General features: G+C 69.7%; 21 protein-coding genes. 9 read left to right on the plus strand and 12 right to left on the minus strand.

Annotated elements, in window-relative coordinates; all coding sequences use genetic code 11:
• The first annotated feature begins 13 nt into the window (after positions 1 to 13).
• Positions 14 to 2524 carry an ATP-dependent Clp protease ATP-binding subunit gene (locus tag HDA40_RS36810; RefSeq protein ID WP_308197804.1) on the plus strand — a complete coding sequence of 837 codons (2511 nt, stop codon included), beginning with the start codon at positions 14 to 16 and terminating at the stop codon, positions 2522 to 2524.
• Positions 2525 to 2568: 44 nt separating this feature from the next.
• Here the strand turns inward: HDA40_RS36810 and HDA40_RS36815 are convergent, their stop codons facing one another.
• The gene (locus HDA40_RS36815; RefSeq protein WP_253750303.1) at positions 2569 to 3594 is read right to left on the minus strand and encodes an IS110 family RNA-guided transposase; all 1026 of its coding nucleotides are present in this window, start codon (positions 3592 to 3594) and stop codon (positions 2569 to 2571) included.
• A 332-nt stretch (positions 3595 to 3926) separates the two neighbouring features.
• Between HDA40_RS36815 and HDA40_RS36820 the strand changes: the two genes are divergently transcribed.
• Together HDA40_RS36820 and HDA40_RS36825 are read left to right on the plus strand one after the other, a co-directional pair.
• Positions 3927 to 4490: a TetR/AcrR family transcriptional regulator gene (locus tag HDA40_RS36820; protein WP_253762489.1), complete on the plus strand. Its 564-nt coding sequence runs from the start codon at positions 3927 to 3929 to the stop codon at positions 4488 to 4490.
• 59 nt (positions 4491 to 4549) lie between these two features.
• Positions 4550 to 4990, plus strand: a complete 441-nt coding sequence (locus tag HDA40_RS36825) for a protease inhibitor I42 family protein (RefSeq protein ID WP_253762490.1) — start codon at positions 4550 to 4552, stop codon at positions 4988 to 4990.
• Here the strand turns inward: HDA40_RS36825 and HDA40_RS36830 are convergent.
• From HDA40_RS36830 to HDA40_RS36840, 3 genes are read right to left on the minus strand one after another with little or no spacing between them, the layout of a single operon-like run.
• Positions 4962 to 5357, minus strand: coding sequence for a hypothetical protein (locus HDA40_RS36830; RefSeq protein WP_253762491.1), 396 nt, complete (start codon positions 5355 to 5357; stop codon positions 4962 to 4964). The two genes, HDA40_RS36825 and HDA40_RS36830, sit on opposite strands and share 29 nt — an antisense overlap.
• 11 nt (positions 5358 to 5368) lie before the next feature.
• A complete protein-coding gene (locus tag HDA40_RS36835; RefSeq protein ID WP_253762492.1) occupies positions 5369 to 6922 on the minus strand; it encodes a hypothetical protein in 1554 nt (517 codons plus the stop codon).
• Complete coding sequence (locus tag HDA40_RS36840; protein ID WP_253762493.1) at positions 6919 to 7215, minus strand: hypothetical protein; 297 nt, start codon at positions 7213 to 7215, stop codon at positions 6919 to 6921. Before HDA40_RS36840 ends, HDA40_RS36835 begins: the two co-directional genes overlap by 4 nt.
• A gap of 113 nt (positions 7216 to 7328) precedes the next feature.
• Between HDA40_RS36840 and HDA40_RS36845 the strand changes: the two genes are divergently transcribed.
• The gene (locus HDA40_RS36845; RefSeq protein WP_253762494.1) at positions 7329 to 8993 is read left to right on the plus strand and encodes an alpha/beta hydrolase; all 1665 of its coding nucleotides are present in this window, start codon (positions 7329 to 7331) and stop codon (positions 8991 to 8993) included.
• 2 nt (positions 8994 to 8995) lie between these two features.
• On the opposite strand, the gene HDA40_RS36850 is transcribed toward HDA40_RS36845, so the two are convergent.
• Together HDA40_RS36850 and HDA40_RS36855 are read right to left on the minus strand one after the other, a co-directional pair.
• On the minus strand, positions 8996 to 9985 hold the full coding sequence (locus HDA40_RS36850; protein ID WP_253762495.1) for an SMP-30/gluconolactonase/LRE family protein: 990 nt from the start codon (positions 9983 to 9985) through the stop codon (positions 8996 to 8998).
• A gap of 77 nt (positions 9986 to 10062) precedes the next feature.
• Positions 10063 to 10575 carry a hypothetical protein gene (locus HDA40_RS36855; protein WP_253762496.1) on the minus strand — a complete coding sequence of 171 codons (513 nt, stop codon included), beginning with the start codon at positions 10573 to 10575 and terminating at the stop codon, positions 10063 to 10065.
• Between the two features lie 17 nt (positions 10576 to 10592).
• Between HDA40_RS36855 and HDA40_RS36860 the strand changes: the two genes are divergently transcribed.
• The gene (locus HDA40_RS36860) at positions 10593 to 11102 is read left to right on the plus strand and encodes a pyridoxamine 5'-phosphate oxidase family protein (RefSeq protein ID WP_253762497.1); all 510 of its coding nucleotides are present in this window, start codon (positions 10593 to 10595) and stop codon (positions 11100 to 11102) included.
• A 122-nt stretch (positions 11103 to 11224) separates the two neighbouring features.
• On the opposite strand, the gene HDA40_RS36865 is transcribed toward HDA40_RS36860, so the two are convergent.
• The 4 genes from HDA40_RS36865 to sigK form a co-directional block, all read right to left on the minus strand.
• Positions 11225 to 11452, minus strand: a complete 228-nt coding sequence (locus tag HDA40_RS36865; RefSeq protein WP_253762498.1) for a DUF6232 family protein — start codon at positions 11450 to 11452, stop codon at positions 11225 to 11227.
• A gap of 207 nt (positions 11453 to 11659) precedes the next feature.
• Positions 11660 to 13699, minus strand: a complete 2040-nt coding sequence (locus HDA40_RS36870) for an MDR family MFS transporter (RefSeq protein WP_253762499.1) — start codon at positions 13697 to 13699, stop codon at positions 11660 to 11662.
• Positions 13700 to 13873: 174 nt separating this feature from the next.
• The gene (locus tag HDA40_RS36875) at positions 13874 to 14563 is read right to left on the minus strand and encodes an anti-sigma factor (RefSeq protein ID WP_253762500.1); all 690 of its coding nucleotides are present in this window, start codon (positions 14561 to 14563) and stop codon (positions 13874 to 13876) included.
• Positions 14560 to 15108 (minus strand): ECF RNA polymerase sigma factor SigK, encoded by a 549-nt coding sequence (sigK, locus tag HDA40_RS36880; RefSeq protein ID WP_275978388.1) that lies wholly within the window; start codon positions 15106 to 15108, stop codon positions 14560 to 14562. Before sigK ends, HDA40_RS36875 begins: the two co-directional genes overlap by 4 nt.
• A gap of 165 nt (positions 15109 to 15273) precedes the next feature.
• Between sigK and HDA40_RS36885 the strand changes: the two genes are divergently transcribed.
• The 3 genes from HDA40_RS36885 to HDA40_RS36895 all read left to right on the plus strand — a co-directional run bounded on the left by HDA40_RS36885 (position 15274) and on the right by HDA40_RS36895 (position 19527).
• Positions 15274 to 16965 carry a DUF4331 domain-containing protein gene (locus tag HDA40_RS36885; RefSeq protein WP_253762502.1) on the plus strand — a complete coding sequence of 564 codons (1692 nt, stop codon included), beginning with the start codon at positions 15274 to 15276 and terminating at the stop codon, positions 16963 to 16965.
• Between the two features lie 91 nt (positions 16966 to 17056).
• Positions 17057 to 18178, plus strand: a complete 1122-nt coding sequence (locus HDA40_RS36890; protein ID WP_253762503.1) for a tetratricopeptide repeat protein — start codon at positions 17057 to 17059, stop codon at positions 18176 to 18178.
• Entirely contained in the window at positions 18175 to 19527 is a 1353-nt protein-coding gene (locus HDA40_RS36895; protein ID WP_253762504.1) for a nickel/cobalt transporter, read from the plus strand. Before HDA40_RS36890 ends, HDA40_RS36895 begins: the two co-directional genes overlap by 4 nt.
• 91 nt (positions 19528 to 19618) lie before the next feature.
• Here HDA40_RS36895 and HDA40_RS36900 read toward each other — a convergent pair whose 3' ends face one another.
• Positions 19619 to 21163, minus strand: a complete 1545-nt coding sequence (locus HDA40_RS36900; protein ID WP_253762505.1) for an alpha-L-arabinofuranosidase B — start codon at positions 21161 to 21163, stop codon at positions 19619 to 19621.
• A gap of 203 nt (positions 21164 to 21366) precedes the next feature.
• Positions 21367 to 21891, minus strand: a complete 525-nt coding sequence (locus HDA40_RS36905) for a DoxX family membrane protein (RefSeq protein WP_253762506.1) — start codon at positions 21889 to 21891, stop codon at positions 21367 to 21369.
• A 151-nt stretch (positions 21892 to 22042) separates the two neighbouring features.
• Here HDA40_RS36905 and HDA40_RS36910 point away from each other — a divergent pair, with 151 nt between their 5' ends.
• Positions 22043 to 22333, plus strand: a complete 291-nt coding sequence (locus HDA40_RS36910) for an LPXTG cell wall anchor domain-containing protein (RefSeq protein ID WP_253762507.1) — start codon at positions 22043 to 22045, stop codon at positions 22331 to 22333.
• Position 22334 lies beyond the last annotated feature (1 nt).

The raw sequence follows: 22334 nt of genomic DNA on the forward strand, positions 1-22334 counted from the left end.
GGGGGAGATCGCTGTGACCACCGGCAATTGGGGGCCGTCCGGCTCCGACCCGTTCGACGACTTCGTCAACCGCTTCTTCGGATCGACCCCGGCCGGCGGCCCACGCCGGATCGACCTCGGCCGCCTGATGAGCCAGGACGCGCGAGAACTGGTGGAGCAGGCCGCAACCAAGGCTGCCGACCTCGGCAGCGGCGACCTGGACACCGAGCATCTGCTCTGGGCCGTCACCCAGCGACCGCCGTTGCGCCGGCTGCTGACGGGCGCGGGAGCCGACCCGGACTCGATCGCCGAAGAGATCACCAGCAAGGGCAAGCGGGGCGAAGCCTCGCAGCAGATGCCCGCGCTGACTCCGGCGGCCAAACGCGTCCTGTTGCAGGCGCACCAGATCTCCCGGGCGGTAGGCGCTTCCTACCTGGGCCCGGAGCACATCCTGCTGGCCCTGACGTTCAACAAGGAGACCGAGGCCGGACGGGTGCTCGCCGCCCGAGGTGTCACGGTCGAGAAGCTTCAGCAGGCCGCGGTCGAGCGGATGGCCGGCGGCCAGCAACAGCAGTCCAGCTCAGGCACCCCGACGCTCGACAAGTACGGCCGCGACCTGACCGCCGCCGCGCTGGCCGGCGAGCTCGACCCCGTCGTCGGCCGGGCGAGCGAGATCGAGCAATGCGTCGAGATCCTGTCGCGGCGTACGAAGAACAACCCGGTGCTCATCGGTGAGGCCGGCGTGGGCAAGACCGCCATCGTGGAAGGTCTCGCGCAACGGATCGCCGACGGCGACGTACCGCGTACGCTGCGGGGCAAACGCGCGGTCCAGCTCGATCTGACCGGTCTGGTGGCTGGTACGCGGTATCGCGGCGACTTCGAGGAACGTCTGAAGAACCTCATCGACGAGGTACGCGCGCACTCCGACGAGCTGATCGTGTTCATCGACGAGGTGCACACCGTCGTCGGCGCCGGGCAGGGCGAGGGCTCGGCCGACGCCGCGAACATGCTCAAACCGGCGCTGGCCCGGGGAGAGCTGCACGTGGTCGGTGCGACCACGCTCGACGAGTACCGCAAGTACATCGAGAAGGACCCCGCCCTGGAACGGCGATTCCAGCCGATCCTGGTGCCGGAGCCGACGGTGGAGGACACCATCGACATCCTGCGCGGGCTGCGGGACCGCTACGAGGCGCACCACGGCGTTCGGTTCACCGACGAGGCGCTGATCGCGGCGGCGGAGCTGTCGGATCGCTACCTCGCCGACCGGTTCCTGCCGGACAAGGCGATCGACCTCATCGACCAGGCGGGTGCGCGCGTACAACTGCGCAGTCACGGCGGCACCGCCGACGTGCGGGACCTGGAGACGCGGCTGGAGCAGCTGGGCCGGGACAAGGACCAGGCGGTCGCGGGCGAGCAGTTCGAGCGGGCGAGCGAGCTGCGCGACGAGATCGCGACGATCCGCGAGGAGATCGCCCGCACGTCGACCGATCGCACCCAGGTCCCCGAGGTACGCCCGGAGGACATCGCCGAGATCGTCGCCAGGGCCACCGGCATCCCCGCCCAGCAGCTGACCGAGGAGGAGAAGCACCGGCTGTCACACCTGGAGGAGCGGCTGCACGAGCGGCTCGTCGGCCAGGACGAGGCGGTACGCGCGGTGGCGCAGGCGATCCGGCGGTCCCGGACCGGCCTGGGCGACCCGAACCGGCCGATCGGCAGCTTCCTGTTCCTCGGCCCGACCGGCGTCGGCAAGACCGAGCTGGCCCGGGCGCTGGCCGAGGCGATGTTCGGCAGCCAGGACCGGATGATCCGGCTCGACATGAGCGAATACCAGGAACGGCACACCGTCAGCCGGCTCGTCGGAGCCCCGCCCGGATACGTCGGCTACGACGAGGCCGGGCAGCTCACCGAGGCGGTGCGGCGGCGGCCGTACTCCGTGGTCCTGCTGGACGAGATCGAGAAGGCCCACCCCGACGTGTTCAACCTGCTGCTGCAGGTGCTCGACGACGGGCGGCTGACCGACTCGCAGGGACGGACGGTCAGCTTCAAGAACACCGTGCTCATCATGACCAGCAATCTGGGCTCGGAGTTCATCACCGCCGAAGGCCCCGGGCTCGGCTTCTCCGCCGACGGCGAGGCCGCTCAGCGGGGCGAGGACCGCATCCGCGATCAGGTCATGCGGCGGCTGCGCGACCAGCTCCGGCCGGAGTTCCTCAACCGGATCGACGAGATCGTCATCTTCCACCGGCTGGACGAGGCGCAGCTCGAACGGATCACCGACCTCATGCTGGACCAGACCCGGCGCAAGATGCGCGCCCAAGACGTCACCGTCGAATTCACCCAGAACGCGATCAAGTGGCTGGTCGAGCACGGCTTCGAACCGGCGTACGGGGCGCGGCCGATGCGGCGCACGATTCAGCGCGAGGTCGACAACCGGCTGTCGGAGATGCTGCTCGACGGGCGGGTCGGTCCCGGATCCCGGGTGGTCGTCGACGCTCGCGACGGCGACCTGGCGATCGAGTCGCCTTCCGTGCCCGCGCACGCCTGACGGGCCCTGTTCGGTGGCCGCAATTGGAGGCGGATCAGTTTCTCCTATGTCAAGGGGCTGATCGTGGCGTCGGCTTTGAGGCATCGATAGACGACGTCGGATAGGCGTCGTTTGAGCACCCGCAGGGCTTCCCTGCGGGTGTTTCCGTTGGCGAGGCGGCGCTCGTAGAGCTGCCGGCCGGGTGGGTAGTGCGACAGCTGGGTGATGGCGATGGTGTGCAGGCAGGAGTTGAGCTGGCGGTTGCCGATGCGCGAGAGCCGGTGGCGCTGTTGGTTGCCCGACCAGACCGGGACCGGTGCGCTGCCGTTGTGCCGGGCGTAGGCGTGTTGCGAGCGGAACCGGGTGATGTCGGCGGTCTGGGCCACGATCCTGGCCGCGGTCAAGGATCCGCAGCCGGGCAACGCCAGCAGAGTGGGCGCCAGGACCGCGATGTGCTCGCTGATCTGCCGGTCGAGCTCGCCAATACGCACGGTCAGCTGAGCACATCGCTGGGCCAGCTCACCGGCGAGTTCGGCGACCAGGCCAGTGGCGTCGGCCAGCCGACCACGCAACAGGGTGAGGTGTTTAGGCCGGTGAGCGCTGCGGGCGGGTGGTTGCCAGTCGGGGTTGATCTCGTGAATGTGCCAGCGCAGCTGGTTGATCACCCGAGTGCGTTCGGCGACCAGACCGGCACGGTGATCGACCAGAAGACGCAGCTGCCGTGGCGGGCCGTCCAGGACCGCGGTGGGCAGATCCGGTTCCCGCAGCGCGGCCCGGGCCACCGCCAGCGCATCGATCGGATCGGACTTGCCATAACTACGGGCACTGTCACGGGCCTTGGCCATCAGCTTGGGCGGCACCCGCGCGATGCGTTCCCCCACCGCCAGCAGATCGGCCTCCAGCCGCCGCGACAACGGCCGGCAATCCTCCACCGCGAACCGCCGCTCACCGAACTGACCAGCCCACCGCACCAACAACAGATGACCGGCGGCATCAGCCGAGACCGTCTTGGTGGCCAGCAGCCGACCCGCCGCGTCCACCGCCGCCACCGTATGACTGCGCTTGTGCGCATCGATTCCCAGGACCACCATGAGAAGCGTTCCTCTCACCAGTCGAAGCAGGGGAACCCCGCATCCGACCCGGAGGCACACCTCAGCTGGGGCGCAGCCACGCTCCTATCAAGCCACCCGGGACGGACCAGGGCACCCGGCGGGCCGCACTACTGACCAACGCCACGCAGGCAGGGTTCCGGAGAGCGAACCCGCCGGGCATGCCCCAACAATGACACTGAGGGTTCCGGGTCGAATCTTGGCCCAAGATTCGACCCGGAACCATGATCTAGCGCGATCTGCAGATCGGTGGGCGCGGGCATACCGACCGGTCGGAATTGACACCGTGCCTCGGCCTGCGCTCTGATGTGCGCATGGTCCGCGAACGCATTCTCGCCTGCGCGGTGGAGCTGTTCGCGGCGAACGGGTACGACGCCACCTCGGTCCAGCAGGTGGTGGCGCGGGCCGGGGTGACCAAAGGCGCGCTCTACCACTACTTCGGCGCCAAGGAAGACCTGCTCTTCGAGATCTACCATTCGCTGCTCGCCGATCAGCTGGCCCGGCTGGACGCGATCGTCGCCCGCAAAGCCGACCCCGCCACGACCCTCCGGGAGATCATCCGGTCGCTGGCCGAGACCACGTCGGAGAACTCGCGCGCGGTGGCGGTCTTCTCCCGGGAGGCGTCCCGGCTCGACGAGGAACGCTGGCAGACGTTGCGCGCGGAGTGGCGGCGCTACCAGGACACCGTGCGCGGGATCATCCGGGACGCGCAAGAGTCCGGTGTCTTCGCGGCGTACGCGTCGCCGGAGGTCATCTCCTGGGCGATTTTCGGGGTGAACACCTCGATGCCCACCTGGTTCCGCCCGGACGGCCCGAAGAAGGCCGTCGAGATCGCCGACGAACTGGCCGACTTCGTGCTGGCCGGGCTGCGTCCCTAGCGATCCGGGCCGTTTTTCGACGGGGAACGCCGGATGCCGGGGCAAGATATAGTGCGCCGATGCGACGCTGGCTCATCTGGTCCCTCGTGGCGGTAGTCGCCGTCGTCGGCGCGGTGGTCGGCGGCGTCGCCGTGTATCGCGCCGCGACCTACGGCGACCGTTACGACGCCGAGCACTCCGCCGTGACCGTCTCCGACGGATCGGTCTTCACCCTCGTCGTCCGCGACCGTGGCGCGTCGGTGGGCGACTACTGGACCGCCACCGTCGCGGACCCGGCGATCGCCGAACAGGTCGGCTCGGAACTGGTCGCCGACAGCTTGTCCGACCGCGTCTTCGGCGCGGCGCCGGGCGGTGGGGCCGGCGAGCGGCTGATCACCTTCAAGGCGACGGCGGCCGGCACCACCACGATCACGCTGAGCAACTGCTTCCAGGGCTGCGACAACGACCGGCGGAAGGCCGCGTCGTCAACGGTCAGCTGGACTGTGACCGTCGAGCGCTGAGCACCACCGCGACCGCGTCGAGCCAGCGCGCCATCGCGTCGCCGCCCTCGAACGCGTCGGCCCAGCGGACCTCGGCCGCCGCCGTCAGCCACGCAGTGACCAGTTCGGCCTGCTCGGGCTCCGGCAACGGCTCGGGCAGCGTGAGCGCGTACGCGATGCCGCCGCGCCGGACGATCTCGGCCAGGTAGGTGATCGACCGGGGCAGGACGCCCAGCCGGTCGGCGGCCAGCGCCGCCGCGATCGCGCCCTCGGCGTACAACTTGGGATCCCGGGGCAGGCCGTCGCGCAGCAGCGCGGGCACGTCGAGGCCGAGCAGTTCGGCATCGGTGCTGGTCACGTGGCTGCGGGTGTGGTGGCTGTGCTGCATCGCTCGTCCCCTTACTTCGGCAGCCGGATGGTGGCCGGCGTCGTGGGAACGCCCTTCTGCACGGCGTCCATGTGCCCGTTGATGAAGTCGTCCTCGTTGACCCAGACGGTGTAGCCCCACGGGTTGTAGATCTGGACCATGTCGCCGTCGTGGCCCACGATCAGCATCTCATGGCCGCCACTGCTGTCGCGGGACGCGAACGGAACCGGAATTCCCTGGTCGACGGCCTGTTCGGCCTTGCTCAGGGCGGCTCGCCGGTCGTCGGTGCTATCGAGGTCCTGGTTGTCGTATTCGACGCCCGTGTGCGAGGCGACGTTCTGGTTGGCGATCGACTCCGACTGACCGGAGTTCATCCCGTCCGAGCCGACCAGCGGCAGCTTCTGCGCCCAGTTCCGGCCGTCGTCGTAGACGCGCTGCTGTTCGTCACGCAGCCGCTGGGCGAACGCGTCCGGATTGTCGTACGCCGGGTCGCCGGGATGCCCGCCGGTGGTCAGCTGCAGCGCGTACAACGGGTCGACCTGCGTGCGGGCCATGACGTTGGAGGATGCCACGCAGGTCGGGTACTGGCCCTGCGTCCACTCCTTGCCCATCGTCTTGGTGTCGCTGTGCTGGCCCCGGGTGTCGTTCGACGAGTCGCTGACGTCGAGCGGCGCCAGGTGCTCGTGCAGCCACTTCGGGTCGTCGCCGTGTGCGTGGATGAGCTTGTCGAACTCGGCGACCTTGTCCATCGGATAGCCCGCGGCCATCGCCTTGAGGATGTACGCCTGTTCGTCGGGCGACTTGGCCCCGGCGAGCATCGCGTCGAGCCGCTTGCGGTCCTCCGGGGACAGTTTGTCGATCGCCTGCCGGGCGCGGTCGGCCATGATGGGCGTCAGGATCAGCTCGTCGGCGTCGCCGCAGCCGCCCGCGTCCGCGATGGCCAGCTCGCTGATCGGGTCGAGGCTGGAGCCGGACAGGTGCGACAGGCGGGCCGCGCCGGCGAGGTCGCGCAGTAGCTTCTCGGCCCGTTCGGCGGCGTCGCGAGCCTGGTCAGCGGCCTTGCTCCGGTCGTCGATGCCAGCCATCGCCTCGTGGTGGGCGGCGGTCACGGCGTCGCCGTCGTAATCGAGCCAGCCGGTGTGGCCGCGCAGCTTGTCCCGGGCGCTCTCCAGCGGCCCCATGCCGTGTCCATCGGCCTGCTGCGCCTCGCCCAGGCACTGTGAGTGGTCGGCGAACACGCCCCTGGCCTCGTAGAACGCGTCGCAGACCCGGCCCAGCTCGCGCTCGAGCGCCTGGAGGGCGCAGTCGGCGGCCACATGAGCCTCGCCGCTCCACGCCTCCGGCAGCGTCGTCTTGCGCAGCTTCTGGACGGCGGCCAGCGCCTTGTCGACGTCGATGGTGGCGTTGCGGACGGCTTCCGATGTGGACGAGATCGTGCTCGGCTGCCCGGGCGGACCGGCGACGCCGAGTGCGTCCCTCACCGCGTCCTCCAGGTCGTCGGCGCCCCAGAAGCCGTAACTGGAGTGGATGTCCTTCTTGAGGCCGGCCAGCTTGGCCGCCGTCTCCCGCTCGCTCATGCCGGTCACCGGAGATTGTGTACGCGGTTGGCGGCGGTCGCGTCGGCGGCGTCGTAGCCGGCGGCGGCGTGCTCCAGCGAGCCCGCGAGCTGCTCGACCGCGTCGACGACAGCCTTCAGCTCGGCGCGCCAGGCGCTCAGGAACTGTTGTGCGGCCGGGGCCGCGGTGGGCCCGAAGCCGGCCTCGGTGGCGTCGTCCCGGATCTTCTCCTGGGCCGCCTTGAGACCTGTTCCCACGTCATCGCGGAGTTCCTTGGCTGCGGCACGCAGCTGATCGCCTCGCGCGATCACGGTCGGAGTCACGCGCGACAAAATACCGCACTAGACCGGTTCGAGTCACTACCGGATATGCGGCTTGCAGTGATGGCGGCCACTTTGTCCGGTAGAACCACTCTAGACCACTTAGCATGATCAGGATGAGCGGTGATCAACGGACGCCTTCGCGGCCCCGGCTGATCCGGCGGACGCTGGGCTTGACCGGCACCGCGCTGGCCGTGCTCTTCGCCTGCCTGGCCCTGACGCCGTCGCTCCTGCCCCGCCCGTGGCCGTTGCAGGGGGTGGCCTGTGGACTGACGGCGGCCACCGGGTACGCCCTCGGCGCCACACTGGGCGCGGTCGTCCGCGTGTTCTGGCAGCGGCCGCCGCCGGTCCCGGCCCGGATCGCCTGGCGCGTACTGGCCGTCGTCGGCCCCGCCTCGCTGGCCGTGTTCCTCTGGCTGGGCGCCCGCTGGCAGCAGACCCTGCGGCAGCGGCTCGACATGGACCCCGTCGGCGTCCACCATGTCCTCGGCACCGTCGTCGTCGGGCTGGCGACGTTCGGCGTACTGCTGCTGCTGGCGCGCGTGCTGCGGCTGTTCACCCGGTTCCTCACTCAACTGCTCGGCCGCTGGATCCCCCGGCCCATCGCCGTCACGGCGGGCTGCCTCGTCGTCGCGTACGCCTCGGTCGGGATCGTGCAGAACTTCCTCGTCGACGGCACCTTCAACGTCATCAGCCAGGCGGCCTCGCTGACCAACGGGGAGACCGCGCCCGGCGTCAAGCGTCCCCTGTCCGGCCTGCGATCGGGCGGGACCAACTCGTTCGTCGCCTGGGACGCGCTGGGCAAACAGGGCCGGTCGTTCATCGGCAACGCGCCGACCCGGCAGGAGATCACGGCGTTCACCGGTGCACCCGCCGTCGACCCGATCCGGGTCTACGTGGGACTCGACTCGGCCGAGACCGCGCACGAGCGGGCACAACTCGCGCTCCGCGAACTCGACCGGACCAAAGCCTTCACCCGGGCCGTGCTCGGCGTCGTCATCGCGACCGGCACCGGCTGGGTCGACGAGAACGTCACCGACGCGCTGGAGTACATGCACGGCGGGAACACCGCACTCGTCTCGATGCAGTACTCCTACCTGCCCAGCTGGCTCTCGTTCGTGGTCGACCAGGAGAAGGTCCAGCAGACCACCCGGGAACTCGTCGAGGCGGTCCACGACCGCTGGGCGGCGATGCCCGAACAGAGCCGGCCCAAGCTCGTCGTCTTCGGTGAGAGCCTCGGCGCGTACGGGATCGAGTCGGCGTACGGGAGTCTCGACGCGCTGGCCGCCGGGACCGACGGCGCGCTGCTGGTCGGGCCGCCGTTCGCCAATCCGATCTGGGGCAACCTCGTCCGCCACCGCGACCCCGGTACGCCCGTCTGGGACCCCGTCTACCGGGACGGCTCCATCGTGCGGTTCGCCGACGAGGCCGAGGAGCTGCGTACGCCGATCGCCCCGGTCGGCCCGAAGGTCGTCTACCTGCAGAACTCCTCGGACCCCGTCGTCTGGTTCAGCCCGGAGCTGCTCATCCGGCCACCGGCCTGGCTGAAGGGACCCCGTGGGCCGGACGTGCCGGAGCGGATGCGCTGGTACCCCGGGATCACGTTCTGGCAGACCCTGCTGGACCTGGCCTTCGCCAATGAGGTGCCACCCGGCCACGGGCACCTCTACGGCTCCGGGGTGGTCGACGGCTGGGCGGCGCTGGTGCCGCCGACCGGCTGGACGACCGAAGACACCGCCCGCCTGCGTACGCTGCTCGACGCGATCGTCCGGCCCGAGTGACGCTAGGCCCGGACGAGCACCACCTCGTACTGACTGGCGGTCGGCGGGATCCCGGTGTCGAACTTGGCGTTCACCGCGGCCAACGTGTCGCCGAACAGGGCGGCGGTGGTGGGAACCTCGAAGAGGGGGCTGGTGATGACCTTCTCCAGGGTGCCTGACGAGAAGCCGGCGCTGAGCGTGAACCGGCTGATCTGGTTGGAAGTGTTCTGGACTGCCCACAGGCGGTGACCGCGCAGCACGATGCCGTCGACGTTCGGCACGCTGACGCCGGCGATGAGCGCGCTCGCGCCGGTCTTCGGGTCGACGGTGTAGACCGAGGCGTTCGCGGTGTGCGCCACGATCAGGGTCTTGCCGTTCGGCGTCGCGGCGATCCCGTTGAGGTTGAAGTCGCCGGTCAGGGCGGCCGCCGGGCCGGTGACCGTCAGGGTCGTGAACGGACCCGGGTGGCCGGACGCGTCGACCGGGACGAAGTAGAGCTTGGGTTGGACCGAGTCGGTGAACCAGGCGCCGCCGGGCACCAGAGTGACGTCATTGACGACTGATCCGTTCGCCGGGCCGAAAGTGTAGTCGGCCACGGTGGCCCGGGTCCGGATGTCGTAGACGTAGGCGTGCCCGGTGAACCCTCCCGCGACGAACAGCAGCTTGTGCGGGAGGTCGGCCTTCATCCCCAGCGCCATCCGGCCGGTCGGCGCGTCGATGAACAGTTCCGCGGTCTTGCGCCGCACGTCCCCTCGATAGATGTCGCCCGCGAACAGGTCTCCGGCGTAGAAGGTGTTCCCCGCGCCGCGGGCGATGCCCTCGGCCGAGGTGGCTCCGGGCAGGACGATGGCCGAGTCCTGCCTCGGCTTCGCCGAGGTGGCCGTGGGCAGGACGACGGCCGAATTCTTCTTCGGCTTCGCCGGGTGGGCGCCGGCTGGCGTGGCCGGCCAGCCGGTACTGAGGCAGAGCAGGGCGAGCGTCAGGCCGGCGATCCGGCGTACGGAACGATTCATGATGAAAACCCCGTTTCGGATAGTTCTTCCGTTCACTAACGGGACGGGGTCGGCGACGGTGCCGCCAGGTCACGCCGTCAGGAGAATCGTTCGACAGTGACCGGGATCAGCCCGAAGCGGCGGGCGGTCGTCCGAATATCCGGCAGCAGATCGGCGGCGCGGTCCGGCGAAGCCGTCAGATCGACCGCCCAGGCGACCCCTGGGCCGATGTCGCGCAGCCGCCACTCGGCCCCGGTACGCCGAGCCACTCCGGCTACGTTCGGCTCGTCCGACGGCATCATCTCCCACGCCAGAATAAGATCATCCACAGTGGACAAGCGACCGGCGAAAAGGGTACGGTACAAAGGTTCGGCATCCGTCAGCACGAGCGGTGCATACGGCAGCGGATGCCGATCCGACAACTGCGCCGGCAGTACGCCGAACGCGGCCGACGCCTCCTCCCGCGAGATCGAGCGGGCCAGCGCGGGCTCCCGGCGGATCCGCATCGCGGCCTCGGCGGACGTGCAGTCGATCGCGATGGCGGTGTGGTCGTCGGCGAGGACGAACTCCTCGACGTGCAGCTCAGCTCCGTTGATCAGGTAGTAGTCCACCCCGCTATCCTCCCCGGATGACGCGCTCCTGGCTGACCGGTCCCACGCCCACCCGCAAGCTTCCCCGCGATCGGATCGAGGAGCGCATCCTGAACCTGCTCGGCTCGCAGAACATGTGCGTGCTGGCGACGACCGGCGCAGACGGGCCGCTGGCGACACCGGTTCGGTTCTACGCCCACGAGTTCACAGTCATGTTCACCGCGTCGCCGAAATCGCCCAAGATGCGGAATCTGGCCGCTGATCCGCGCGTGTCGATCGGCGTGTTCGCGCCGCTCGTCGGGCTGGCCAGCAGTCGTGGCGCGCAGCTGTTCGGCACGGCTCGCGTACTCGAACCGGGCGACCCGGACCGGGAACGGTACTGGCCGTCGTTCCGCTGGGAGAACGAGCACGCCGAGCGCGGCCGATCACTGGCCGAACCCCCGGCCGACTCGCTGGTGGTCGTGGAGCCTGAGCGGATCGTCTACACCGAACACTGGTTGCGCCGCGACGGGTACGCCCCGCGCCAGTTCTGGCGCCGCAGCGCCTGACCTGGCGCGGAATCGATCAGGGCGCCGTGGACGCGACACGCCGGTCGATCACGACCGATAGTTCATGATCGCGCGGACGGTGCGGGCCCGGCCAGGGTGGCCAGGCCCGCACATGGGGGACGTCACACGCGGTCGCTGTTCTCCAGCGCCCGGATCAGGGCTCGTTTGATCTGCCCGAACAGTCGCTGATCCGTGGTCCGGAACAGGCTGATCAGCTGTCCGTAGTAGACGGCCCGCAGTTCGTAGACCGGGCCGCGCCGCCCGTGGATCTCGACGAAGACGTCGCGCAACTGGTTGATCGAGAAGGCCTTCACGGCGGTCTCGCGTACCAGGAAGACCTCATCGCTCACGTGTACCGAGGGGCCTCGATAGAAGGTCCGCATTCTCCCTCCCGACTGGACAATCCGAAGGGGAGTGGCGACGATGATCGCTTATTGGATGGGTCCTCCCCCTTGTCATCGAGTGTGCTGTTGTTACTCAGCAGTCGGAAGACACGGCGGCATAACTTGGCAAAGTTTGCCACCCGCGTGACCGGCGCGAACGCGGCTTTCCGCAGGTCAGGAGCGTCCAGCGAGGGCCAGCTCGTCGTGCTGGTCGCTGGTGACCAGCTCCCGCGCCGCCAGTCGGAGTGCGGTTCGGAACTCCTCGTCGGTCATCTCACTGCCCACAGTGGTGACACCGACCTCGCGTTGCAACCAGGCCGCCCACGCCTCGGCGAGCCGGTCGAACTCGGCCCGCCCGGCCGGGGTCAGCGTCAGGTCGTCGCCGTCGATCGTGACGAATCCGGCGTCCGCGCAGTCGCGTACGCTCGGCTCCAGGATCGCGTCGGGCAGGTCGTGGCTGCGGGCGATGGCCGAGACCTGGGCGCCGCCGCGATGCTGGTCGAACAGCGCCACATGCGCCACGCACCACGCCTGCGCGGTGTCGAGGCGACCACCGGACGCGGCCACGATCCCGGGTGCGGCGGCCGGCCCCTTGGCCAGCCAGATCCGGGAGATCGCCTTCTCCAGGATCGGCACCCGGTCCGAGCTGCGCGGTGTCGCGAAGCCCTCGTCGAGGTCGCCGGCGGCCGCCCGGGCGGTGTCGCGCAGCGGGACCTCCTTGAGCAGCAGCGCGATGAGGACCGCCAGGACCGCGACCGGCACCGCCCAGCGGAACACCGTCTGCAGCGAGGACGCGTACGCGTCGACGACCGTCGACTTGAACGGTTCGGGCAGGGCGTGCACACCCTCCGGGGTGGACAGCAGCTGCGGATTCACCCCGGCGGGCAGCTGGGCCGACGCCGCGGAGACCCGGTCCGAAAGGGCGTTGCTGTAGATCGTGCCGAAGACGGCCACCCCGAAACAGCTGCCCAGCGTACGCAGGAAGCTCACCCCGGAGGTGGCCACTCCGAGGTCGGCGTACGGGACGGCGCTCTGCACGACGATCGTCAGCACCTGCATGCTCAGGCCGATGCCGAGGCCCAGGATGAACAGGAACAGCGACACGGTGATGATCGACGACGAGGCGTTCATCGTCGAGAGCAGGAACAGCCCGGCGGCGGTGACCGCGTTGCCCAGGATCGGGAACAGCTTGTACCGCCCGGTGCGCCCGACGATGGTGCCGGACGTGATCGAGGTGATGAACAACCCGATCACCATCGGGATCATGCGCAGCCCGGACTCGGTCGCCGAGACGCCCTGGACGAACTGCATGAAGGTCGGCAGGTAGGTGAGTGCGCCGAACATCGCGAAGCCGACCAGGAAGCTGAGCGCGCCGCAGACCGTGAAGACGGGGTTGGCGAACAGCCGTAGCGGCAGCATCGGTTCGCGCGCCCGGCGTTCGACCAGGACGAACAGTGCGAAGCCGACGACCGCGCCGATGCCCAGGCCGATGATGATCGGCGAGTTCCAGTCGTATTCGACGCCGCCCCAGCTGGTCAGCAGGATCGCGGCGCTGGACGCGGCGGCGATGACCGCGATGCCGAGGTAGTCGATGATCGGCCGGGCGCCCCGGGCGACCGCCGGCATCGTCGTGAACGACACGATCATGACCAGGATGCCGAGCGGCACGTTGACGTAGAACGCCCACCGCCAGGTCAGGTGATCGGTGAACAGCCCGCCGAGCAGCGGGCCGAAGACCGAGGACAGCCCGAAGACCGCGCCCATCGCGCCCTGATACTTGCCGCGCTGCCGCAGCGGGATGTAGTCCGCGATCAGGGCCATCGCGGTGACCATCAGGCCGCCCGCGCCGACGCCCTGCACGCCCCGCCACACGATCAGCCAGATCATCGAGTTGGCGAGCCCGCAGAACGCCGAGGCCACCACGAAGATCACCACGCTGATCTGGAAGATCAGCCGCCGGCCGAACAGGTCACCCAGCTTGCCGGCGATCGCGGTCGCGATCGTCTCCGCGAGCATGTACGCGGTGACCACCCAGGACAGGTGCGTGGCGCCGCCGAGATCGCCGACGATGGTGGGCAGCGCCGTGCTCACGATCGTCTGATCGAGCGCGGCGAGCAGCATCCCGAGCGCGATCGTCGCGAAGATCGCGTTCCGTCGTCGGGAGGTCAGCGCCGGAGCGCCGACCGCGCCGGCCTCGGCCGTGACTGCGGTCATGCTCCGATCATGGCTGTTCGATGCCCCCGTTGTACGCAGATTGTCCGAATAGGTCCGCGCCGCAGGAGGGCAGCAGATCAGGGATCCGGGTCGAATCATGGCGCAAGATTCGACCCGGATCCCTGATCCAGCGCTAAACCGCGCAGCCGAAGGCGGAACCGCGCAGCCGAAGCGCTAGTCGAGGGGGACGCCGGCGAGCATCGGCAGCGTCGGCACGGCCGACCCGCCCGGCGGCTCCCGGGTCACGCCGTAGACGATCGCGTCGCCGATCCCGTCGAGGAGGCGTACGTCGTCGCCGTCGCCCGGTTCGAGCACGTCCACCGACTCCGGCTGGCCGTTGACCCGGATGATCCACAGCTGGTACGCGTGTGAGGTGTCGCTCGTGGGCAGGCCACGCACGGTGACGACGGCTTGCGCCCGCTCGTCGGAGATCACGGCGGTGATCTCGCCGCCCCCCGTCACGGTCGTGTGCTGTTCCCGCGCGTCGGGTGCAGCCAGGACGGCGGCGATCGCATCCGACGGCCGGGTTCCGCTCGGCCAGAGTTGCTGCACGGCCAGTGCGCCGAAGGCGACAGCGGCGGCGACTCCGGCGACCAGCGCGACGCGGCGTACGCGGCGACGCAGGGGAGTCCGGACGACCCCGGCCGTCTGCGGCGTCGACCCGATCGCGGTGAGCACGGCCGAGCGGAGCGAGGCTGGCGGCTCCACCGGTTCGGTGCCTTGGGCGTACTCGCCGAGCGTGCGATGGAAGGAAGCCAGCTCCCGAGTGCATTCGGCGCAGCCGCCGAGGTGCCGTTCGACGTCGCCGCGTTCGGCCGCGTCGACCGCGTCCAAGGCGTACGCCGCGAGCAGGTCATGACTCACAACGCCACCTCCAGACAGTCTCTGAGCCGGATGAGCCCGTCGCGCATCCGCGTCTTGATCGTCGGCAGCGCCACCCCGAGCAGCTCGGCGACTTCCCGATAGGTCCGCCCGCCCCAGTACGCCAGCGTGATGGCCTCCCGCTGAGCGGCGGTCAGCGCGTCGAGGCAGACCCGGACCTGGGTGCGTTCGAAGGCGGCCTCCGCGGTCTCGGCCACCACGTCGTACTCCCGGGTCGCCGCGGTCGCCGCCACCTTCCGCTCCCGGTCCGCGCCGGCTTGCGCTGCGCGTACCCGATCAACTGAACGGCGATGGGTGATCGCGAGCAGGTAGCTGAGCGCGGAGCCCTTGGCGGGGTCGAACCGCGCGGCCGTACGCCAGACCTCGAGGAGCGCCTCCTGCGCGACCTCCTCGGCCTGGGCCGGGTCGCGGACGATGCGGGTCGCGAGCCCGAGGACGCGCCCGGCGACCTGGTCGTAGAGGTCGGCGAACGCCGCCTGGTCACCTTCGGCGGCGCGGGTGAGCAGGACATCGAGCGACGCGGTCATGCGAACCGCCTTCATGAGGGGGTGTGTCCTTTCGCGAAGAGGATACGGAAGTTCGGAGCCGAGGGGGCGCCGGATGGCGCGGGATCGGGAAAAGGACAACGCCCATCCGCGGGCGGTGACGGCGGCGAATGCCCGGTGTCCATCAAAACCGTTTGGGAGGAACCGATGCTCAGCCTCCGCCGTCGGCGCATCTTCGCGATCGCCGCCACCGCGCTGGTGCTAGCCGGCGCGGCCTACGGCCTCGGATCGGGGGGCGCCACGGCGTCCAGCCACCGCGAGGCCTCACTCATCGCCGGCGACCCGGCCGTCGACAACACCGACCTGTACGCCTTCCGCAGCCCGGACCGCGACGGCTACGTGACGTTCGTGATGAACTTCGCGCCGTTCTCGGACCCGGGCGGCGGGCCGAACTTCTTTCCGTTCGCGACCGACGCGGCCTACCTGCTGCACATCGACAACGACGGGGACGCCAAGGAGGACGCCGTCTTCCGCTGGAAGTTCAACTCCGACGACCGCCGGGGGAACAACACGTTCCTCTACAACAACGGTCCCGTGACGACACTGGACGACGAGAACCTGCTGTTCCGGCAGTCCTACACGCTGGAGTCGTCATTCAACGGCGCGCCGTTCCGGACGCGTTCGACCAACACTCCGGTGGCGCCGTCCCGGGTGGGTCAGGCGTCCATGCCGGACTACCAGAAGCTGCGCGACCAGGCCACCGTCCAGTTGCAGGGCGGCTGGCGGGTCTTCGCCGGTCAGGCCGACGACCCGTTCTTCCTGGACCTGCGCGTGTTCGACCTGCTGTACGGCGGCGACCTGTCCGAGGTCGGCCAGGACACGCTGGCCGGATTCAACGTGAACAGCATCGTCCTGGAGGTCCCGTTCAAGGACGTGGCGCTCAAGGGAGACGCGACTCGCAACCCGGTCATCGGCGCCTGGACCACCACCGAGCGCAACCGCGTACGCATCAGCGGCAGCAAGCCGATGCTGTCCAACGACCGCGTCCAGGTCTCCCGCCTGGGTAACCCGCTGGTCAACGAGGTCGTGGTCCCGTCCGGGCTGAAGGACGCCTTCAACTCGATCCCACCTTCGCAGGACGCGAGCATCCAGCAGGTCGTCAACCGGGTGACCGATCCGGAACTGGCCCGGCTGCTCCAGGCGATCTATCAGGTCCCCGCACCTGCCACACCACGCAACGACCTGGTGGAGATCTACCTGACAGGCATCACGACCAAGGCGAACGGGCCGATCAAGGCCGATCTCAACTCGCAGCTGAACAACGCCGACGTCTCGCCGAACCGGTTCCGGCCGTCGGAGATGCTGCGGCTGAACCTGTCGACCCAGATCAGCCAGACGCCCAACCGCCTGGGCGTGCTCGGCGGCGACCTGCAGGGCTTCCCGAACGGTCGGCGGCTCACCGACGACGTCGTGGACATCAGCGTCCAGGCCGTCGCCGGGGCGGCGCAGAGCGGCAAGCTCGTGGACGCCCTGGCGGCGGGCGACGCCGTCGACGTCAACGACAACGACTTCTCGGGCCGGTTCCCGTACCTGGCCCTGCCGAACACCAGCCGGGGCGCGGGAACCACCACTCCTGGTGGAACCACGGACCCGTCGAGCGCGGCCACCCCGATGCCGACCGACGACCACGGCGACCCCCTGTCGCCGTCCCCCTCGGTGTCGCAGAACGCGCTCGAGGGCGTCGGCGACGTCATGACCTCGCCCACCGCGTGGGCCTGGATGGGCGGCGGACTCGGAATGGGCGCACTCGGCTTCGGGATGTGGTGGTGGATGAAGCGCCGCCGCAACACCGGCACGCCGTCCGATCCGGACAACCCGTTCGTCCCGCCGGCCGAGTGACCGGGCTGACCCACTAGTCGATCTAGGCGAGAAATGGTTGCCCTGGCCGCCATTTCTCGCCTAGATCACCAAGATCCGGAAGGACTCGACCATGAAGGCGTTCCTCGCGGTGATCGGGGTGGCCGCGGCCCTCACCCTCGGCGCCGCCCTGCTCGTACCGACGCACACCACCCTGCGGCCGGCAACGGCACAGCCGGTGAAAGCGCAGAAGAAGGATCAGGTCGCCCAGTTGCAGCAGCGGCTCGGCGAGGTGCCGGGGGACTGGCGCAGCTGGGCGGCGCTCGGCGTGGCCTATGTGGAGAAGGCCCGGACGACGGCCGATCCGGCGTACTACCCGAAGGCCGACGGTGCGCTCGCGGAGTCGGTGCGCCTGCGGCCCGGCAACGCCGACGGGCTGGCCGGTCAGGCCGCGCTCGCCAACGCCCGGCACGACTTCACCGCCGCCCGGGACCGGGCCCAACGGGCCCTCGCGGCGGACCCGTACCACTCGATCGCGCTGGCCGCTGTGGCGGATGCGTACACCCAGCTCGGAGAGCCGGACAAGGCCACCGACGCGGTACAGCGGCTGCTCGACATCAAGCCCGGCCTGCCCGCGTACGCCCGCGGCGCGTACGACCTGGAGCAGCACGGTCGGACTGCCGACGCCGTCCGGTTGTGGCAGCTCGCCCTGGAGTCCGTGAGCGCGGCGGAGGACAGGGCCTTCATCGAGGCCAATCTGGGCGACCTGACCAAGGACGCCGCACATTACCGCGCCGCGCTCGCGGCCGAGCCAGGCAACGCACAGGCGACCGCCGGGCTGGCGCGGCTGGAGAACCGCCTCGACCTGTGGGCACAGGTGACCGCCCGGACCCCGGCCCCGACCCTGCTCATCGAGTACGCCGACGCACTCGCGAAGGCCGGTCGCACGGACGAGGCGCAGACGCGGTTGGCGCTGGCCGAGGCGGGACTGCGTCTGTTCGCCGAAGCGGGCGGACGGGATGACCTCGGCGAGGCCGAGCTGGCCGTCGCCGAGGGCGACTACGAAAAGGCCGTCGCGGCCGCCCGACGGGAATGGCAGCGCCGCAAGTTCGCCGACGTCGCCGACGTCCTGGCCTGGGCGCTGCACCTGGCCGGACGGCACGCCGAGGCGCTCGACTGGATCCACCTCGCGAGCAAGCTCGGCAACCCCAAGTACGCCGCCCACCGCAGCGCGATCGAAGGAGCGAAACGATGAGACGCCTCGTGGTCCTCGCATTGGCGACCCTCGCCGTCCTCCTGCTGGTGCCGGCGCGCGCCGAGGCGCACCCGCTCGGGAAGTTCTCGGTGAACCAGTCCCTTCAGGTCACCGTCCGGGCCGACGCCGTCACCATGCTCGCGGTGATCGACCTCGCGGAGCTGCCGACCCTCGCCGACAAGCCGACCGCCTCGGCCGCGCGTACGTGTGCCGAGGTGGCGGCGAACGTAACCGTGAAGCTCGACGGCATCCCCGCTGCGTGGCGCACCGACGGCGTGACGCTCGCCTACGCCGCAGGCGCGGCCGGGCTGGAGACCAGCCGCTACGAATGCCGCCTCACCGCGTCCGCCGCGAAATCGACGGTGGACATCAGCAACGGCTACCTGACCGATCGGGTCGGCTGGCGCGAGATCGTCGTGGCCGGTGAGGGGACGGCGGTCGACGCCGGTGGACTGCCCGCGACCTCGCCGACCAACGGCCTGCGCGACTATCCGCAGGATCTGCTGGCCTCGCCGCTGGACACGCGTACCGCGGCCATCCAGATCGGACGGTCGGGCTCGGCCGCCGTGTTCGCCGCGCTGCCCAGCGGGTCGAGCTGGACCACGCGTGCCGAGCAGACGCTCGAAGGCATCGTCGGCGACGGCAACCTCGGACTCACCGGTGTGCTGCTCGCCTTCGTCCTGGCCACGCTGCTCGGGGCCGCGCACGCAGCCCTGCCCGGCCACGGCAAGACCGTCATGGCCGCGTACCTCGCCGGGCGGTCCGGCCGCCCGCGTGACGCGCTCCTCGTCGGCGCGACCGTCACGTTCACCCACACCGTCGGCGTACTGGTGCTGGGCCTGCTCATCACCGCGGTCGCGGGGATCGCCGGGGAACACGTGCTGCGGTGGCTCGGCATCGCCAGCGGGGTGGTCGTGCTCGCCGTCGGGGCCGGGCTGCTGGCCCGGTCACGCCACGCGCACCACCATCATCACGAACACGAACACCGCCACCAGACGGGTACGCACAACGACCGTCCCCGCAGCCGCCTGAGCCTGGCCGGGCTGGGCGTCGCGGGTGGTCTCGTGCCGAGCCCGACCGCCCTGGTGGTGCTCCTCGCGGCGATCGGCCTCGGTCGCGGCGTCCTCGGCGTGACCCTGGTCCTGGCCTACGGTGCGGGAATGGCGGCCACCCTCACGGCGGCCGGGCTGCTCGTGCTGGAGATCCGCCGCCGCGGCCTCAAACGCTGGCCGCGGCCGGGCCGCTGGGCGCACCGTCTGCAGCACGCCCTGCCCCCGGTGACCGCCGCCGTCATCCTCCTAGCCGGCGCCACCCTCATTCTCCGGTCGATCATGAACCTTCGGTCATGATCGACCGGCGTGTCATGTCCCTACGACCCTGATCAACTCCGCGACGGCATGATCGACCGGGCCCGCCTGTCGACGGGCCCGGACGAGTACGTCACGGAGTCCAGGGGGAGGCGACGACCCAGCTCGAGTCGTCGCCCCACAGGCCAGTGGCGTCGAACGTGTTGGAGCCGCCGTAGCTGGCGATGTAGACGCTGTTGTTGTAGTGGCGGATGTCGCGGTTGGAGAAGTTGTAGGACTGCAGCGAGATGCCCTGTCCGTTCACGCCGGCGGTCGGGCAGAACGTGGCGTCGTTGGCGAACAACAGGCTGCCGTCGTTGGCGTGCGTGTACAGCTGGTAGTTCTGGTGCCTCAGGTAGCTGCCCGCGGTGTTGCGGGACTCGAAGGAGACGCAGGCGCTGTTGGCCAGGCCGGCCCGGACGATCCAGGTCGCGTTTGCCTTGTCGGTCGCCGAGCTGGACGAGGTCACGACCGAGGTCAGCGTCGTGGCGCCGGAGTGCGAGATGTACCGCGTGGTGCAGCACGCCGTGGTGGCGCGCAGCGAGACGACCGCGCCGTTGGCGGGGCCGACGCGGGCCGCGGTGGCGTACCCGGCCGCGGTGATGTTCGCCTGGACCGAGTTCTCGGTCGCGTCGGAGGGGTAGCCCGAGGTCATGACACCCTCGTAGAACGTGCCTGCCGCGCTGACGCTGTTGTCCCCGCCGATGCCGAGGATGATCGCGCCTTCCTTCTTCATCGGGTTGTAGCCCGACACGTTCGGGCGTACGCCGTTGTAGAAGGTGGACAATGAACCGGATTGGGCGTTGCCGCCCCGGATCGACCAGTGGTTCGGCTCGCCCTTGACGATCGCCGTCAGGAACCGGTGGCTGATCGACGGGTCGTTCGAGTTGTATCCGGCGTTCACCCCGGAGAACAGGCCGTTTTCCAGGTCGGCCATGATCCAGGGGCCGTTGCCGGTGCCGTAGCCCCAGGCCTTGATGTTGCCGAAGTAGATGGCCTCCATGGTGCCGTTGCCGTTGTCGCGGCTGTTCGTCTCCGCGTTGCCGTAGTCGAAGCAGCAGCCGGCGTTGTAGTGCGTACCGTCGAAGATGGCGTACATCCCCTCAGGCTGGTCGGCCTTGGCGATGCCGTTGGTGGCGTTGTTGCGGTACCCCGTGCCGGGCGACACGAACACCCCGTACGCCTTGTGCCCGCCGACCATGATGGGCGCCATCGTCGCTGGGGCGAGGTTGTCGTAGCCGCCCGCCGCCGGGCCGCTGAAGCCTCCGGGCGGGGCCTGGGTGAGGTGGTTGCCCCGGCCGGACTGGTCGTAGATCACGGAGATGACGCAGTACGTGCCGGCGCAGAACGAGTCCTGCGGGGCGGAGTTGACGTAGCCGCCGGCGCTGAGCAGTCCGATGTTGAGGGTGGCGTTGTCCGAAGAGCGGCGTACCTGGTAGAGCGAGCCGTTGTACGCGCCGTAGAGCGCGCGGGTCGTGCTGTGCGCGGCGACGCAGGGCGTGCCGCCGGTGGCGTAGATGTCGCACGGACCCGTGGTGGCGGCCTGCGAGGTGCCGCCTCCGGTGAGCAGGCTCGCGAGCAGCGCTGCCGCGGCGGTGAGGGCGAGGACGGCGGGACGTGGACGGCCGAATAGGGTCATGGGTGGTGACCTCCTTGCGGGGCGGTGGAGGGCGAACCGTGAGATGGGCTCGGTTCACCCGCGCAAAGGTGGTCGGTCCTGGGGACGGCGGTCCGGCCATGTGAGCGTTAACATAGCCGACCGAAAATGTTCTGGCAACACTTAACTTTTTCGATCGCTGGCCGGACCGGCCTGCCCGGCGCGCTGCCGCTGGAGAGCCAGGGCTACCAGAGCCAGCGCATCTTGGCGGTCAGTTTGCGCCACCAGGGCGCGAGGCTGTACCGCAGCCCGGCTCCGGTCACCGCGATGGCGATGATCGCGAACGCGTAGATCAGGTGCTCGTCGAGGAAGGGGTTGCTGCTGATCGGCAGGGCGGTGAGCCACATCAGGAAGAGCAGGATCGCGCCGGTGACGGCGGCGATGCGCATGCCGATGCCGAGAATGAGGGCCAGGCCGATGCCGCACAGCCCGATCATGAACAGCCAGTCCGCCCAGGCCTTGCCGGCGATGTCGGTGAAGGCATCGGCGAAGGTCCCCTTGAGGCTGCTCAGGTAGCCCTTGGTCGGCGACCCGCCGTTGATCCAGCTCTTCTCGCTGGGGGTGGCCTTGCCGAGGCCGAAGAGCTTGTCCAGGAACGCCCAGAAGAAGATGAACCCGATGGCGATCCGGGTGACGGCGAACATCGCCTCGCCGAAGCCCCCCGAGCCGACCTGGTCCGCCTGTTCGTTCGGCAGTCGATGTTGACTCATGAGATCAGCGTATGGCGAATTTTCGGCCTGTTTTCCGGATATCCGGGATTCGACACGATCAGTCGGGTTCACCACTAGCGTGGGACGAGGACGCCGAGACGGCGTCCGTCGATCAGCTACGCGGGTCCATGAGCTATGCGGGGAGTCGGCGATGAAATCCACGAAGAAGGCAGCCCCCGCCACCGGGCGGGGCAGGAAGATGGCGGTCGCCGGGGTCGCCGCCACCGGGCTGGCGGCCGGAGCGGCGTACCTGGCCTACCGGCGTCGGCGGAACGACGACCACGGCATGCTCGACGAGGAGACGATGCTGGGCATCGCCTCGGCACCGCCCGCCGGGTCGTCGGGGGCCGGTTCGTCGACACCGGGTGTCGAGGTGAACGCGCCCGAACCGATGACGGAGTCCGTCGCCGAGCTGGCGCACGGCGTGAACGATCCGCAGTGAC

The organism is Hamadaea flava, from assembly GCF_024172085.1.
Classification (GTDB): Bacteria; Actinomycetota; Actinomycetes; order Mycobacteriales; family Micromonosporaceae; genus Hamadaea; species Hamadaea flava.